The organism is Microbacterium capsulatum, assembly GCF_030865425.1.
In the GTDB taxonomy this organism is placed as follows: domain Bacteria; phylum Actinomycetota; class Actinomycetes; order Actinomycetales; family Microbacteriaceae; genus Microbacterium; species Microbacterium capsulatum.
In genome coordinates, this window is sequence record NZ_JAVFCB010000011.1 from 1 (window position 1) to 14,678 (window position 14,678).

General features: G+C 72.5%; 12 protein-coding genes and 1 tRNA gene. 3 read left to right on the plus strand and 10 right to left on the minus strand.

Annotation, left to right across the window (positions count from 1 at the left end; translation table 11 throughout):
* Positions 1 to 93 precede the first annotated feature (93 nt).
* A complete protein-coding gene (locus tag RBR11_RS16140; RefSeq protein ID WP_308487778.1) occupies positions 94 to 1,260 on the plus strand; it encodes an IS481 family transposase in 1,167 nt (388 codons plus the stop codon).
* A 50-nt stretch (positions 1,261 to 1,310) separates the two neighbouring features.
* Here the strand turns inward: RBR11_RS16140 and RBR11_RS16145 are convergent.
* Together RBR11_RS16145 and RBR11_RS16150 are read right to left on the minus strand one after the other, a co-directional pair.
* A tRNA-Ser gene (locus RBR11_RS16145) sits at positions 1,311 to 1,401 on the minus strand.
* A gap of 78 nt (positions 1,402 to 1,479) precedes the next feature.
* Positions 1,480 to 2,532 carry a hypothetical protein gene (locus RBR11_RS16150; protein WP_308490405.1) on the minus strand — a complete coding sequence of 351 codons (1,053 nt, stop codon included), beginning with the start codon at positions 2,530 to 2,532 and terminating at the stop codon, positions 1,480 to 1,482.
* Between the two features lie 108 nt (positions 2,533 to 2,640).
* On the opposite strand from RBR11_RS16150, the gene RBR11_RS16155 reads away from it, so the two are divergent.
* Complete coding sequence (locus RBR11_RS16155; protein WP_308490406.1) at positions 2,641 to 3,417, plus strand: hypothetical protein; 777 nt, start codon at positions 2,641 to 2,643, stop codon at positions 3,415 to 3,417.
* A gap of 46 nt (positions 3,418 to 3,463) precedes the next feature.
* Here the strand turns inward: RBR11_RS16155 and RBR11_RS16160 are convergent, their stop codons facing one another.
* The 8 genes from RBR11_RS16160 to RBR11_RS16195 form a co-directional block, all read right to left on the minus strand.
* Positions 3,464 to 3,946, minus strand: a complete 483-nt coding sequence (locus tag RBR11_RS16160) for an SRPBCC domain-containing protein (RefSeq protein WP_308490407.1) — start codon at positions 3,944 to 3,946, stop codon at positions 3,464 to 3,466.
* A gap of 38 nt (positions 3,947 to 3,984) precedes the next feature.
* Positions 3,985 to 7,476, minus strand: a complete 3,492-nt coding sequence (gene cydD, locus RBR11_RS16165) for a thiol reductant ABC exporter subunit CydD (protein ID WP_308490408.1) — start codon at positions 7,474 to 7,476, stop codon at positions 3,985 to 3,987.
* Positions 7,473 to 8,498: a cytochrome d ubiquinol oxidase subunit II gene (gene cydB, locus RBR11_RS16170; protein WP_308490409.1), complete on the minus strand. Its 1,026-nt coding sequence runs from the start codon at positions 8,496 to 8,498 to the stop codon at positions 7,473 to 7,475. Before cydB ends, cydD begins: the two co-directional genes overlap by 4 nt.
* A 14-nt stretch (positions 8,499 to 8,512) precedes the next feature.
* Positions 8,513 to 9,925, minus strand: coding sequence for a cytochrome ubiquinol oxidase subunit I (locus RBR11_RS16175; protein ID WP_308490410.1), 1,413 nt, complete (start codon positions 9,923 to 9,925; stop codon positions 8,513 to 8,515).
* A gap of 26 nt (positions 9,926 to 9,951) precedes the next feature.
* Entirely contained in the window at positions 9,952 to 10,578 is a 627-nt protein-coding gene (locus RBR11_RS16180) for a helix-turn-helix transcriptional regulator (RefSeq protein WP_308490411.1), read from the minus strand.
* A gap of 141 nt (positions 10,579 to 10,719) precedes the next feature.
* Positions 10,720 to 11,010, minus strand: a complete 291-nt coding sequence (locus RBR11_RS16185) for a DUF6457 domain-containing protein (RefSeq protein WP_308490412.1) — start codon at positions 11,008 to 11,010, stop codon at positions 10,720 to 10,722.
* A complete protein-coding gene (gene mobA / locus RBR11_RS16190; protein ID WP_308490413.1) occupies positions 11,007 to 11,645 on the minus strand; it encodes a molybdenum cofactor guanylyltransferase in 639 nt (212 codons plus the stop codon). The genes RBR11_RS16185 and mobA overlap by 4 nt, the downstream gene beginning before the upstream one ends.
* A complete protein-coding gene (locus RBR11_RS16195) occupies positions 11,642 to 12,874 on the minus strand; it encodes a molybdopterin molybdotransferase MoeA (protein ID WP_308490414.1) in 1,233 nt (410 codons plus the stop codon). Before RBR11_RS16195 ends, mobA begins: the two co-directional genes overlap by 4 nt.
* 401 nt (positions 12,875 to 13,275) lie before the next feature.
* Between RBR11_RS16195 and radA the strand changes: the two genes are divergently transcribed.
* Positions 13,276 to 14,643: a DNA repair protein RadA gene (radA, locus tag RBR11_RS16200; RefSeq protein WP_308490415.1), complete on the plus strand. Its 1,368-nt coding sequence runs from the start codon at positions 13,276 to 13,278 to the stop codon at positions 14,641 to 14,643.
* The last annotated feature ends 35 nt before the right edge of the window (positions 14,644 to 14,678 follow it).

Sequence of the window (14,678 nt, forward strand, 5' to 3'; positions counted from 1 at the left end):
GGTGTCTGGGTTCAGGACATCGTGAACGGCTGTCTCGGGACATCGTGAACGGCCCGCGCGTGTGGCGGCGGATGTCTCAGGACATCGTGAACGGTGGCCAAGTACGAAGTGCTGATCAAAGCCGTCACCGTCCAGAAGCTGTCCTACGGCGAGGTCGCCCGCCGTTACGGGGTCTCCAAGACCCTCGTGCATAAGCTGCACCACCGGTGGCTCGAGGAAGGAGACGGCGCGTTCGAGCCGAGATCGCGGCGCCCGCACGCCAGCCCGAACCGCACCGCCCCCACCGTGCGGGAGCGGATCCTCGCCCTGCGCGATCAGCTCGCCGCCGCTGGACTGGACAACGGCGCGGACACGATCGCGGAACTGCTCGCCCGGGAACGGGTCACCGTCTCCCGGGCAACGGTCTGGCGGATCCTCACCGCGGCCGGCCGGGTCAGCCCGCAGCCGCAGAAGCGGCCCCGCTCGTCCTGGCGCCGGTTCACCGCGGACCGCCCCAACGAGCTCTGGCAATCCGACTTCACCCACGTGACCCTCACCACCGGGCAAGAGGTCGAGGTCATCGGCTGGCTCGATGACCACTCCCGCTACCTGCTGCACCTGACCGCGCACCGCCGCGTCACCGGCCGCACCGTGACCGACACGTTCACCACCACCGCGACCGAACACGGCTACCCGGCCGCCACACTGACCGACAACGGCATGGTCTACACCACCCGCCTCGCCCGCGGCGGCCGAGGCCGCGGCGACGGCGGCGGGAACGGATTCGAGACCCTGCTCGCCACCCTGGGCATCACCCAGAAGAACGGGAAGCCGTTCAAACCCACCACGCAAGGCAAGATCGAAAGGTTCTGGCAGACGCTGAAGAAGCACCTCGCCACCCGACCAGCTCGGTCCCTGCTCGAGCTGCAGGCCACCCTCGACGCGTTCCGCGACCACTACAACCACGCCCGCCCACACCGCGCCATCGGCCGTCACACCCCCGCGTTCGCCTACCAGCTGATCCCGAAAGCGACCCCGACCGCGCCCGAGGACCCCGGCATCTGGCGCGTCCGCTACGACACCATCGACAACGACGGGAAGATCACCCTCCGCCACACCGGCCGCCTCTTGCACCTCGGCATCGGCAGAGCACACACCCGCGTCGAGATCATCTGCCTCGTCCACAACGACAACGCCACGATCATCGCCACGGCCACCGGCGAAATCCTCGCCGACTTCACCCTCGACCCCACCCGCAGCTACCAACGCAAAAACGGATGAACCCCCGAAACCGGGGGTTCATCCGTTCACGATGTCCTGAGACATCACAATGGCGGTGACGGTGGGATTTGAACCCACGGTAGGGGGTTACCCTACACAACTTTTCGAGAGTTGCACCTTCGGCCGCTCGGACACGTCACCGCGGACAAGCTTACGCGACGGCGGGACCGAGTGCGAATCGAGCCGATGCGCCCGGGCGCGCCGCCGACGCGCTGAACCTCACCAGCCCTGCGCGACCTCGGCGTGCGTGCGCAGGATGCCCTCGGTCGACCCCGCGGGGGCGCGGCCGATGCCGCACTCGGTGGCGACGCCGAACGCGGACGCGTGCGGGGAGGCGGCGGCGATGCGGCGGGTCGCGCCCTCGGCGCCGTCCTCGCGGTGGACGAGGCCGAGGTAGAGCTCGGTGCCCTCCCCCAGCGCGAGGGCGTCGAGCGGGGCGAAGTACGCGTCGTCGTCGCGCTCGATCGGGACGGGAAGGTGAAGCCAGGTCAGCGGGCGCTCGGCCGCGGCGGTCACGGCATTGGCATAGCGGACCAGGGTGCCGGCGTCGGCCGGATCGAAGAAGTGCTTCTCCGCGGCATCGCCGTAGCAGAGGTGCACGCCGGCCTCGACGTCCGCGGGCACGGCGTCGATCAGCGCGGCGAGACGCGAGACGAGCCCGTCGAAGGGATCGCCGGGCCACCAGGCCTCCATGACTTTGCCATAGCCGGCGGCGCGCTCGATGATGCCCATCTCGCTGGCGACGTCCCACTGGATCGCGAGGTCGTCGTGCGGGATCGCGGCGAGGATCTCGTCCAGCTCGCCGAGGATCGCGGCCGTGTAGACGGGCTCGATCGCGGCGCGGTCGTCGCCGGAGAAGAACGAGGAGATCACGGCGAGCGGCGTGGGCAGCGACACCTGGAAGCGCACGCCCTCGGCGATCGCGCCCTCCTCGCGCAGACGGCGGAAGATCTCGTACGACGCGCGCGCCGCGGCCGCGTAGCCGAGCGGCGGCAGCGCGATCGCGGCGGCGTCGACGCCGTCGGCGATCCGCAGCCCGCGGGCGTCGAGACCGGCGCCGAAGGGGATCCGCTCCGCACCGACCCGCTCGATCCCGTCCGCCTCGCCCAGCACGTCGGGCTGGAACATGATCCAGTGGAACCGCTTGCCCACCTCGCCGTCCGGGATCCGCCGGAGCTGCGCCCCGAGGATGTCGGCGGCCGTGCGCATCGTGGTCTCGGCGTCGTCGTAATTGACGCTGCCGACCAGCAGCGCCCCGCGGGGATTCGTCATGGGATCCAGCGTAACGACGCGGGATTATGCACGGCCGCGTTCCGTCCCCGTGTGACGGCGCGGAGTTAGGATGCCCTAAGCAGCCCTCGGGGGAAGGAGCCCGCCGCGATGTCGCACATCCACTCGCCGGCACTGGAGAAGACCGGATACGTCGTGCTGGACCGGCACGATCAGGCGGCGGATCCGGCCGAATGGCTCGATCTCGCCTACGTGCCGTGGCGCTCGTCCGGGGTGACCCGGTTCGCGCCGCTCGCCAGCTACTCCGGCGAGCCGGAGTGCAACGGCTTCTGGAACCACACCCCGCCGCGCACCGACAAGGACGGCGTCTGGGTCGCCGAGCAGGCCACGCGCGCACCCACCCTGGTCCGCCGCGCGCAGGAGGCCGGGGCCAACGTCGGCCGCTGCCGGGTCGTCGAGCTGCAGCCGAACACGTACGCCGACGCGATCTACAACCTGCATCAGGACGACAACAACCGGCTCAACCCCGACGGCACGGGCTGGGTGGTCCGCGGCTTCTACAACCTCACCGACGACCCCGACTCGCTGCTCATCCTCCGCGAGGACCGGTTCGACCCGAACACCGAGGTGCGCCTGCCGCTGCCGGCCGGATCCCGGATCATCGTCGACACCCAGCGGTTCTGGCACGCGGTGTGGCATCGCGGATCCGCCCCGCGCTACGCGCTGATCACGTCATGGACGTCGGGCCCGGAGCTCGACGCGCACCTCGCGGCCGAGCACGCGCAGAGCGATGTCGCCTCGGTGCCGCTGGATCCGGCGCTGATCGAGGACGCTCAGCGTGAGCTGCACCGCCGGATCGAGGAGCGCCGCCGCGCGTTCGAGGCGCTCGGCGAGGTGCTCGAGCCCACGGATCCGCTCTGGCCGTGAGCCGACGAGGCCCCTCCGCCAGGCTCCGGGAAAGGAATCGGCGCGCTCACGGGCCGGGCTGATCTCCGCGCCCCGCGACGTACTCGGCGAGGTTGCGCAGCGAGGCGGTGATGCCGGTGCGATGGTCGGCGGCGGCGATGCCCGACGGGACGTTCTCGGCGACGACTGTGACGAAGGATCCGCCCTCGGCCGGCTCGACGGCCCAGGTGATCCGCATGGTGCCCGCGTAGTCGGGGTCGCCCGACGGGAACATGACGTCCTGCACGATCCGCACTCCGTCGACGACCTCGACGAAGACGCCCTCGACGATGTCCCTGTCCGCGCTGCTCTTGCCGTGTGTCGCGGCCGGATCCGTGAGGGTCAGGATCATCCGGTACCGTCCGCCGGGACGCGGGTCGAACTCGGTGACGCGCCCGGTCATCCCGTCCGGCGGCAACCAGCATTCGAGGGCCGCCCGATCGGTGAACGCGGCGTAGACCTGCACGGTCGTCGCAGCGACGTGCATGCCGACCTGATCCGTTCGCCCCATACCGCCACGCTACGTCCGCCGTGGACGGAAAGATACCCTCAGCGGATCCTGCCGGCCGCGATCCGGCCGCCCTCGAGCCGCCCTCCCTCGAGGCGCCCTCCCTCGAGCCGCCCGCCCTCGAGCCGCACCGTACGGTCGACCGTGCCGGCCGGCGGTTCGACGTGCGAGATGAGGATCACGGTCTGCGCCCCCGCGGCTCCCAGGAGGTCGCGCAGGAGGGCATCGGAGGCGTCCGGATCCACCCCCGCCGTCGGCTCGTCGAGCACGAGGATCGGGAAGCCGCGCAGGATCGCGCGGGCCAGGGCGATCCGCTGCGCCTGCCCTCCGGAGACGAGCGCGCCGCGCTCCCCCACCCGGGCGTCGAGGCCGCCGCGCTCGCGAGTCCATCCGCCGAGCCCGACCCTGTCGAGCACGGCGAGCAGCTCGGCGTCGGTCGCGGTGTCCCGGGCGAAGAGCAGGTTCTGCCGGATGTCCTCGTCGAAGAGCATCGGATCCTGTTCGCACAGCCCGATCCGGCGGCGCAGCTCCGGCCCGGCCACGCGCCCCGCGTCGGAGCCGCCGATCCGGTACGAGCCTCCGAAGCGCAGGAAGCCGACGAGCACCGCAGCGAGCGTGGACTTGCCCGCGCCGCTGGATCCGGTGACGAGGATCCGCTCGCCGGGAGCGATGTCGAGGTCGAGATCCTGCAGGGCGGGGGCTGCGGATCCGGGCCAGGCGGCGGTGACGCCGCGCAGACGCAGCGCGCCGCCGTCGATCGCGCCTTCGCCCGCGTCGCCGCGCACCGCGGGCGGGAGTGCGGCGGGCAGCAGCGTGCGGATCCGCTCGGCGCTCGCACGCACGCCGCGCCAGGCGGAGGCCGCCTGCGGCACCGCGGCGAACACGTCGAACACGGCCATCGGCAGCAGCACCGCGACGGCGAACCAGGGGGCGTCGGCGGCTCCGCCGGGCAGGCCGGGCGCGGCGACGGCGAGCGCCCAGATCGACGCGGCCCCGGCGGCGAGGGAGACGACCGCCGACGACAGCGCCTGGGCGAGTGCGGCGCGGGTGACCGTGCGGCGGAGGCGCTCGTCGGCGTCCCGGACCCTCGCTCGGGCCACGGACTCGGCGCCGTAGGCCTGGAGCACGTCGAGGGCCGTCAGCTCGTCGACGAGCGCGCCGGCGAGGCACGCGCGGTCGCGGCTGAGGGCGCGTTCGGCCCGGCCGCCGGCGATACCGCCGAGCAGGACGGCGCCCGTGACGGCGATGACGAGGCAGACGGCGAGCGCGACGGCGGCGGCCGGCGAGACGAGGGCCAGGACGCCGATGGACAGGACCGCGACGACGCCGCCGGTGAGCAGCGGCTGCACGACCCGCAGCGGCAGGTTCTGCAGGTTCTCGACATCGTCGACGAGGGCGGAGAGGACGGATCCGCGATCCGTGGTTCCGAGCCCGGCGGGCGACAGCGGGGTGAGCCGGCGCACGACCGCGGCGCGCAGGTCGGCGAGGCGGCGCAGAGCGGCGTCGTGCCCGGCGAGCCGCTCCAGGTAGCGGATCGCCGCCCGGGTGACGGCGAAGAAGCGGACGCCGACGATCGCGACGGAGAGCGGCACGAGGTCGTCGACGAGCGACGCGCTGACGATGAGCCAGCCGCTCACGAGCAGCAGCCCGACCGCGGCGGCGGCGGAGGCGATGCCGGCGAGGACCGCCGGCAGGAACCGGCGGGCGCTCGGCATGGCGAGGCGCAGGATCCCGCGGGTCGAGGCGGGGAGGTCGGGGATGGGCTCCCCCTCCCGGTCGTTGAGCGAGGAGGCCGCAGGCGACCGAGACGAAACGGGGTTCCCTGCGGAATGCGCCGTTTCGTCTCGGTCGTCCGCTGCGCGGTCGTCCTCGCTCAACGACCCTGACGGCACGCACACCGTGATCCGCACGATCTGATCCGCGATCACGCGGGCGGAGGGGCGATGCGAGATCAGCAGCACGGTCGCGCCGGCGTCGGCGGTGCGGCGGATCGCCCGCCACAGCCGTTCCTCGGTCGCGGCGTCCAGGGCGCTGGAGGGCTCGTCGAGCGCGAGCACGCGGGCACCGGATCCCAGCCGGTACAGCGCCCGGGCGACGGCGACCCGCTGCGTCTGCCCGCCCGACAGGCCGGCGCCCTGCACGCCGAGCTCCTGATCCGGGTCGAGCTCGGCCGCGGCCGCGTCGGCCAGTGCCACCCGCACCCGGTCCGGGTCCGGGGCGGGGTCGCCGAGCGCGACGTTCGCGGCGATCGTTCCGCGGATGAGCTCCGGCCGCTGCCCGGCCCAGGCCAGCCAGCACGTCGGATCCGGATCCGCGACGCCGTCGACGGCGATCGTGCCGTCGTGCGCGGCCACGCCGCGGAGGGCGGCGAGCAGGCTCGACTTGCCGGACCCGCTCGGCCCTTCGATGAGCGTGACGGTGCCCGGATCCGCGATGAACGAGACAGGAGGCAGCGCCCGTTCGCCATGCCGTACCGCGACGTCGCTCAGCTCCAACCGGGCCCCCACCCCGGCTTCGATGTGCGCAAATCGCTGCATCCGGGCCGAAGTTGCAGCCATTTGCGCGCTTCGAACGGTCGAGGGGATCGGGTCCGCCGCCTCCAGGATCTCGAAGACGTCCTCGGTCGCGGCGACGCCCTCGGCGGCGGCGTGGAATTGCACGCCGACCTGGCGCAGCGGCAGGAAGGCCTCGGGCGCGAGGAGCAGCACGAACAGTCCGACGCCGAGGCCGAGCTCGCCGCCGAGCAGCCGCAGGCCGACCGACACGGCGATGATCGCGACCGCGAGCGACGACAGCAGTTCGAGCGCGAAGCCGGAGAGGAAGGAGTACCGCAGCACGCGCATGGTCTCGCGGCGGTACTGGTCGGCGGTGTCGCGCATGCGGGCGGCGGCGCGGCGCTCGCGCCCGAACAGCCGCAGGGTCGCGAGGCCCTGCACGGTGTCGGCGAAGCGCGCGGCGAGGGTCTGCAGCACGCGCAGCTGCCGGCGCTGCACACCGCGGGTCGCGATGCCGATGAGGATGAGGAACAGCGGGATCAGCGGCAGCGTGACGAGGGCCGCGACGCCGCTGGGCCAGTCCTGCCCCCACATCACGACGACGATGACCGGCGTCGCGATCGCCGTGAGCACGAGCTGCGGGATGTAGCGGGCGAAGTACGGATCCAGGGCGTCGAGCCCGTGACCGGCGGTCACCGCGATCGCGGCCCGGTTGCGTCGGCCGAGCCAGGCCGGGCCGCGGCGCGCGATCGCGTCGAGCAGGGCGGCGCGGAGCTGCCGACCGGTCTGGGCCGCGGCGCGGGCGCCCCACGCCTCGGCGACCCAGAGCAGCCCCGCGCGCACGATCACGACGAGCGCGAGCCACGGCACGACCGCGAGCGGCGACCGCCCCGCCGCGACGTCGGTGATCCCCGCGGCGAGCAGCCCCGCGAAGGCGATCGTCACCGCGGTCTGCGCGACCGCGACGACCGCCGACACCGCGAGGTACGCCCGCGCCGCCGGCGCCCACCGCAGCAGCCGCGGGTCGATGGGCTTCATGCGTGGACCGGGGCGGCCTCGATCGAGGACCGGCGGACCCGCTTGCGGAACACCCAGTACGTCCACGCCTGATAGGCGAGCACGAGGGGCATCGCGACGAGCGCCGTCCAGCTCATGATCTGCAGCGTGTACGGCGTGCTCGACGCGTTGCGGATCGTGAGCGAGTTCGCAGGATCCACCGTCGACGGCAGCACGTTCGGGAACAGGGCCGAGAAGAGCATGAGCACCGCGCTGAGGATCACGACGACCCCGGCCGCGAACGCCCAGCCGTCGAGTCCGCGCAGCGAGAACACGAGCGAGACGATCAGGAACACGGCCGCCACCGCGCCGAACCCGATCACACCCCACAGCAGCGAGGGCCGCCCCGCCGCGATCGCGATCGTCCAGACCACGGTGCCGGCCGCCGCCACCAGCGTCGGCGCGAACGCGAAGCGCGCCACGCGGCGAGCGCGCTCATGCACGACGCCGTCGGTCTTGAGCGCCACGAAGTACAGCCCGTGCAGGAAGAACAGCAGCAGCGTCGTCACGCCGACGAGCAGGCCGTACGGGTTCAGCAGATCGAACACGGATCCGCGGAACACGTGCTTCGCGTCCAGCGCGACGCCCTGCACGATGTTCCCGAACGCGACGCCCCAGAGCAGCGCGGGCACCGCGGATCCGATCACGATCATGGTGTCGAAGCGCCGCTTCCAGCGCGGATCCTCCCGCTGGTGCCGGTATTCGAACGACACCCCGCGCAGGATCAGCGCGAGCAGGATCACCAGCAGCGGCAGGTAGAAGCCGCTGAACAGCGACGCGTACCACTCCGGGAACGACGCGAACAGGCAGGCGCCCGCGACGATGACCCAGGTCTCGTTGAGGTCCCAGATCGGGCCGATCGTGTTGATGACCTGACGGCGCGACACGTCGTCACGGCCGAGGAACGGCAGCGACATGCCGACGCCGAAGTCGAAGCCGTCGAGCACGAAGTAGCCGACGAAGAACGCGGCGACGATCCAGAACCACCCCAGGGCGAGATCCATGTCCTTCTCCTTCCTCAGTACACGACCGACGGGACGGGCGCGTCCTCGTCGTGCGTCTCGGTGGTGTCCGGGCCCTTCTTGGCCGCCCGGACGATGAGCCCGATCTCGACCACGGCGAGCGCGGCGTAGATCGCCGTGAACGCGATCAGCGAGATCAGCACCTCGACCCCGGAGACCCCCGGCGAGACGCCGTTCCTCGTCGTCATCAGGCCGAACACGATCCACGGCTGCCGGCCCATCTCGGTGAACACCCAGCCGACGATGTTGGCGCCGAGCGACAGCGGGAACGACCAGATCGCGATCTTCCACATCCACTGCGCGGGCGGCTTCTTGGCGCCCCTGCGCGTGATCCACAGCCCGACGAGAGCGATGAACGCGTGCAGCATGCCGAGGCCGATCATCCAGCGGAACGCCCAGTACGTGATCCACAGCACCGGGTTGAACTGGGTGAGCCCGGTCGAGGCGAACTGCTGCGCGTACTGCGCGTTGAGGTCGTTGATGCCCTCGACGCAGCCGCTGAGATCGTGGGTCGAGAGGAACGCGAGCAGGTACGGCACCCGCAGCGACCAGATCTCGCCGGTGCCGTCGGGAGTGCCGATCGAGAACAGCGAGAACGACGCATCGGGCCCGCAAGCGGAGTTGAACATCGCCTCCGCGGCCGCCATCTTCATCGGCTGCGTGCTCACCATCGCGAGGCCGAGCTGATCGCCGGAGAGCACGACGCCGGCGGTCGCGACGAGGATCGCCCAGAGGCCGAATTTCAGCGACTTCCGCATCGTCTCCACGTGCTGCCCGCGTGACACGTGCCACGCCGACACCGAGATGACCACACCGCACGCCAGCATGAACGCGCCGAAGATCGTGTGCGGGAACGCGGCGAGCGCGACCTTGTTCGTCAGCAGAGCCCAGAAGTCGGTGAGCTCAGCTCGGTTCGTGGCCGCGTTGTAGGTGTACCCGACCGGGTGCTGCATGAACGCGTTCGCGGCGATGATGAAGTACGCCGAGAGGATCGTGCCGATGGCGACGCCCCAGATCGTGGCGAGGTGCACCTTCTTCGGCAGCCTGTCCCAGCCGAAGATCCACAGGCCGATGAACGTCGCCTCGAGGAAGAACGCGAGCAGCCCCTCGAACGCGAGCGGGGCGCCGAACACGTCACCTACGAAGCGCGAGTAGTCCGACCAGTTCATGCCGAACTGGAACTCCTGCACGATGCCGGTCACCACGCCCATCGCGAAGTTGATCAGGAAGATCTTCGCGAAGAACCGGGTCAGATGCAGGTACTCGATCCTGCCGGTGCGCACCCACACCGTCTGGAAGATCGCGGTGACGGTGGCCATGCCGATCGTCAGCGGCACGAACAGGTAGTGGTAGACGGTCGTCAGTCCGAACTGCCAACGGGACAGGATGAGCGGGTCGAGCCAATCCACGAGCGGTCCTCCTCAGGTGGCGTCTGTCAGAGACAGAGTTCGACGGTGCATTCCTCCGGGAGCCGGGAGGAGCGCACGCAGCGTGCGGACAGGGGGCCGCCGGCCTCGGCGAGCACACCCTGCATGAGGCCGAGATGCACCTGGCAGAGCACCGGGCGGTGCTCGGGCCGGGCGGCCGCATGCGGGCAGGGAGTCAGCTCGACCGTGAGCTGCTCCTCGTCGACGACCGGCTCGAAGCCGCTCTCCTCGAGATGCTCGACGAGCGCGTCGAGCTGGTAGGTGGCCTGCTGTCCGAGCCCGGACGCCTCGGTGCGCATCACGCGCCGCAGCAGATCGCCGCGGCGGGCTGCCGCCGCGGCCTTCTCACGGGCGACAGGGCTGGACGCCTCGGGGGATCCGGTCGCGGCGCTGTACAGCACGCGCGGACGTCCGCGGGTGGTGCGCTTCTCGATGGTCGCGATCACGTAGCCGCCCTCGATGAGGCGTTGCAGGTGCTCGCGCACGGTGTTCGCGTGCAGCTTCGTGGCCTCGCACAGCTCGCCGATCGTGCGCTCCGCGCGGGACTGCGAGGTGCCGGCTTCAAAAAGCAGGTGCAGGATCCGCACGCGCGAATAGCTGGAGATCGGCCCGCAGATGGGCCCGGCGCTGGCCATGGCTCCATACTCGCATCGGCCTGAGGCGCTTTCGGGGCCGTGGGCCGTGAATAATGCCGTTCGCGATAGGACCTTCGGATGGTGTCCATGCGGGGAGCGGATCGGGGACCCTTCGACGGGCTCAGGGACCGGGGCGGGGGCTCAGGATCCCGGCTCTGCGGGGGGCGTCTCGTGGCCGAGGGCGAGTTCGGTGATCGCGGCGACCGCCTCGCGGACATCCTCCGGGGAGCCGCCGGCGCGCCCCGCGGCCAGGCCCGCGACGAAGGCGCTGAGCGGGGCCGCCGGTCGGGCGACGCCGTTCGCGACATCGCGGGCGAGGTCGAGGATCAGCGCGATGGGCACATCCTCCGCCACGAGATCGAAGCGCTCTCGCAGCACGGCGGCCCAGTCGTCGAGGGCCTCGGGCGGCAGGGAACGGTTCTTGTCGGTCATGAGATCTCCTCCATCTGCGCGTCCGCGCGGGCGCGGTCCAGGTCCTCCGGGGTGTCGATGTCGCCCGTGCAGCCGTCCTCGTCCAGGATCCGGTGCAGGGCGAGTCCGCCGAGAAGGGCACGGCACGGCACGCCCTCCGGTGCGTCGAGCTCGGCGAGCGCAGCCCGCAGGCTCCCGACCCGGTAGAGCGCGGCGAGCCACTGCGGCTGCTCGCCCGCCCGGAACACGACGCCGTCGTACTCCGCCGTGCGCGGCGCGGCGAGCAGCCGCCGCACCACGGCCTCCGGGTGCACCAGATCGCCGGCCAGCACGAGCACCCACTCGGTCGCCGCGAGCGCGCCGTGCGCGAGGGCGGCAGCGATCGCCGCGACCGGTCCGCCGAACGGCGGATCCTCCCGCACCCAGACGACATCGGACTCGTCCAGCCGCGGCCCCACCGCGACGACGGGATCCGCCCCCGCATGCGCGAGCGCGCGCAGGGCGCGGGTCAGCAGCGGGGCCCCGCCGACCGACAGCAGCGGCTTGACCGCGCCGTCCATCCGCCGGGCACGACCGCCCACGAGCAGGATCGCGCCGAGGCCGGTCACGGATCCCGGATCCGGCTCGGTGCCCGGATCCACCCCGGCGCCGCTCACTCCAGCTCCACGATGTCGACCGGATCCCCGATCCGCACCTGCGCGATCTCGGCGGGGACGATCGCGTAGGCGGTCGCGGCGGCGAGCGCCACCGACAGGTGCGATCCGGATCCGCCGCGGGTCGCGGGGACGACGCGTCCGTCCGCGTCGACGACGGCGGGCAGGTACTGCCGGCGCCCGGCCGGGGTGCGCCAGTCGGCCCCGGCGGGCAGAGTCCGCACCGGGCGGTGGATCCGGATCCGTCCCTGCAGGCGCAGCAGCGCGGGACGCACGAACACCTCGAACGACACCGCCGCGCTGACCGGGTTGCCGGGCAGGCCGAACAGCAGCATCCCCGCGGCGGCCCCGAAGCCCTGCGGTTTGCCGGGCTGCATCGCGACGGAGACGAACTCCATCGTGCCGCCGAGCGACTGCCGCACGGGCTCGTAGGCACCGGCGCTGACGCCTCCGGAGAAGACGACGACATCGGCACGGAGCGCGGCGGCCCCGGCGACGGCCGCGGCGGGCCCGTCGCCGCTGTCGCCGACGACCTCGCGGAGCACGATCTCGGCGCCGGCCTCGGCCGCGAGCCCGGCCAGCAGCAGCCCGTTGGACTCGGGGATCTGCCCGCGGGAGAGCGGTTCGCCGGGCGCGACCAGCTCCGATCCGGTCGACACGATCGCCACCCGCGGGCGCGGAGCGACGGCGACCTCGGCGACCCCGACCGAGGCGAGCGCGGAGAGCTGCCTCGGTCCGAGCAGGGCGCCGGCCTGCAGCACGACCGCGCCGGCCGCGGCATCGGCGCCCGCGCGGCGCACGTGCGCTCCGACGGCGGCCGGGGCGCGCCGCACGACCGCCTGCGCGAGCGAGTCGGCGAGGCCGCCCTCGGTGTCCTCGAACGGCACGATCGTGTCGGCGTCGGTCGGCAGCGCGGCACCGGTCATGATGCGCACCGCGCAGCCGGGGGCGAGGGGCGGATCCTCCGGGCTCCCCGCCGGCACGTCGGCGGTCACGCGCAGGATCGCGGGTGTCGACTCGGTCGCCGCGGCGACGTCGGCGAAGCGGACCGCGAAGCCGTCCATGGCCGAGTTGTCGAACGCCGGCACCGCGTTCACCGCCCGGGCGTCCTCGGCGAGCGTCGATCCGTCGGCCTCGGCGAGCGGCAGGGTCACCGCGGGCCGCGCACGCACCGCCGCGAGCACCCGCTCGAGCTGCTCCTCGACGGTGCGGTAGGTCGCGGCGTGACTCATCGCGTGCTCTCTCTGCCCATGCTCCGAGGCTACCCGCGCGGATCCCGGGTCATCGCTCCCGTTTCCCCCACGTCCGCTCCTCCTACCGCTGCTCGCTGGTCGCGAATCGTCGCCAAATCCGTGAAATGAGGGCGTGTCGCGACCAGCGAGCAGGGGCGGTCGGGAGCGCGGAGCAGGGGTGGTCGGAAGCGCCGAGCAGGGGTGGTCGGAGGCGTGGAGCAGGGGTGGTCGGAAGCGCCGAGCAGGGGTGGGCGGAGGCGCCGAGCAGGGGCGGTCGGAAGCGCCGAGCAGGGGTGGGCGGGAGTGCGGAGCGGGGGCGATCGGGAGTGCCGAGCAGGGGTGGGCGGGAGTGCGGCGCCGGGGTGGTCGGGAGTGTCGGCGGCCGCGGCTAGCCTGATCCCATGGCCTCCCGACGACCCTCCGCCCCCGCCTACGTCTGCACAGAGTGCGGCTGGACGACGGCGAAGTGGGTCGGCCGGTGCGGAGAGTGCCAGCAGTGGGGCACGGTCGCCGAGCAGGCGGCGCCGACCGGGATCGTGCGGCAGGTGACGGCCACCGCCCCGGCGGCGGGCCGGGCGGCGCGGCCGATCACGTCGCTGACCTCGCAGGAGTCCCCGCGCCGTTCGAGCGGGGTGGCCGAGTTCGACCGCGTGCTCGGAGGCGGCATCGTGCCGGGCGCTGCGATCCTGCTGAGCGGCGAGCCCGGCGTCGGCAAGTCCACGCTGCTGCTCGAGGTCGCCGCGGCCGGCGCCCGCTCGGGCCGGCGCGTGCTCTACGCGAGCGGCGAGGAGTCCACCGCGCAGGTCCGACTGCGGGCCGAGCGCACCGGGGCGCTGCACGACGAGCTGTATCTCGCGGCCGAGACCGACCTCGGCACGATACTCGGGCACATCGACGAGGTCTCCCCCGAGCTCGTGATCGTCGACTCGGTGCAGACGGTCGCCTCCTCGCTGTCCGAGGGTGCGGCCGGGCAGCCCGCGCAGGTGCGCGAGGTCGCATCCGCGCTGATCCGCGTCGCGAAGGAGCGGAACCTGCCGATCGTCATCGTCGGCCACGTCACCAAGGACGGCCAGGTCGCCGGCCCCCGTGTGCTCGAGCACCTCGTCGACGTCGTGTGCCACTTCGAGGGCGACCGGCAGACGTCGCTGCGGTTCGTCCGCGCGCTGAAGAACCGCTTCGGCCCGACCGACGAGGTGGGCTGCTTCGAGATGACCGGATCCGGGATCGCCGAGGTGCCGGATCCGTCGAGTCTGTTCCTGTCCCGCGGCCGCCCCGAGCCGGGCACGTGCGTGGCGATCGCGCTCGAGGGCCGCCGGGCGATGCCGGTCGAGGTGCAGGCCCTCACGATCCCGACCCAGGCGCCGAACCCGCGGCGGGTGGTGAACGGGTTGGACGCGTCGCGCGTCGCGATGGTGCTCGCCGTGCTGGAGCGTCGGGCCGGGATCAAGACGAGCGATCAGGACGTGTACGTCTCGACCGTCGGCGGGGTGCGCTTCACCGAGCCCGCGGCGGATCTCGCGATCGCGATCGCGGTGGCCGGATCCCTCACCAACAACGCCGTGCCGCGCACGCTCGCCGCGGTCGGCGAGCTGAGCCTGGCCGGCGAGGTGCGCCCGGTGACGCAGGCCGGGCAGCGCCGGTCGGAAGCGGCACGCCTGGGCTACGGGCACGTCGTGGACGACCGCTCGGCGACCCTCCGCGGAGCGCTCGGCGACGTCCGTGCGCACGCGGCGCCGCGGCGTCTCGAGGAGGAGATCCCGGCGTTCTGAGTCTCGGTCGCCACGAGCAGGAAGCGGCACGAGCA

What these genes read in the sequence shown, in the direction of transcription:
- RBR11_RS16150 (WP_308490405.1), bottom strand. Translation starts at nt 2,532, where the DNA reads ATGACGAATCCCCGCGGGGCGCTGCTGGTCGGCAGCGTCAATTACGAC.
- RBR11_RS16155 (WP_308490406.1), top strand. Translation starts at nt 2,641, where the DNA reads ATGTCGCACATCCACTCGCCGGCACTGGAGAAGACCGGATACGTCGTG.
- RBR11_RS16160 (WP_308490407.1), bottom strand. Translation starts at nt 3,946, where the DNA reads ATGGGGCGAACGGATCAGGTCGGCATGCACGTCGCTGCGACGACCGTG.
- cydD (WP_308490408.1), bottom strand. Translation starts at nt 7,476, where the DNA reads ATGAAGCCCATCGACCCGCGGCTGCTGCGGTGGGCGCCGGCGGCGCGG.
- cydB (WP_308490409.1), bottom strand. Translation starts at nt 8,498, where the DNA reads ATGGATCTCGCCCTGGGGTGGTTCTGGATCGTCGCCGCGTTCTTCGTC.
- RBR11_RS16180 (WP_308490411.1), bottom strand. Translation starts at nt 10,578, where the DNA reads ATGGCCAGCGCCGGGCCCATCTGCGGGCCGATCTCCAGCTATTCGCGC.
- RBR11_RS16185 (WP_308490412.1), bottom strand. Translation starts at nt 11,010, where the DNA reads ATGACCGACAAGAACCGTTCCCTGCCGCCCGAGGCCCTCGACGACTGG.
- RBR11_RS16195 (WP_308490414.1), bottom strand. Translation starts at nt 12,874, where the DNA reads ATGAGTCACGCCGCGACCTACCGCACCGTCGAGGAGCAGCTCGAGCGG.
- radA (WP_308490415.1), top strand. Translation starts at nt 13,276, where the DNA reads ATGGCCTCCCGACGACCCTCCGCCCCCGCCTACGTCTGCACAGAGTGC.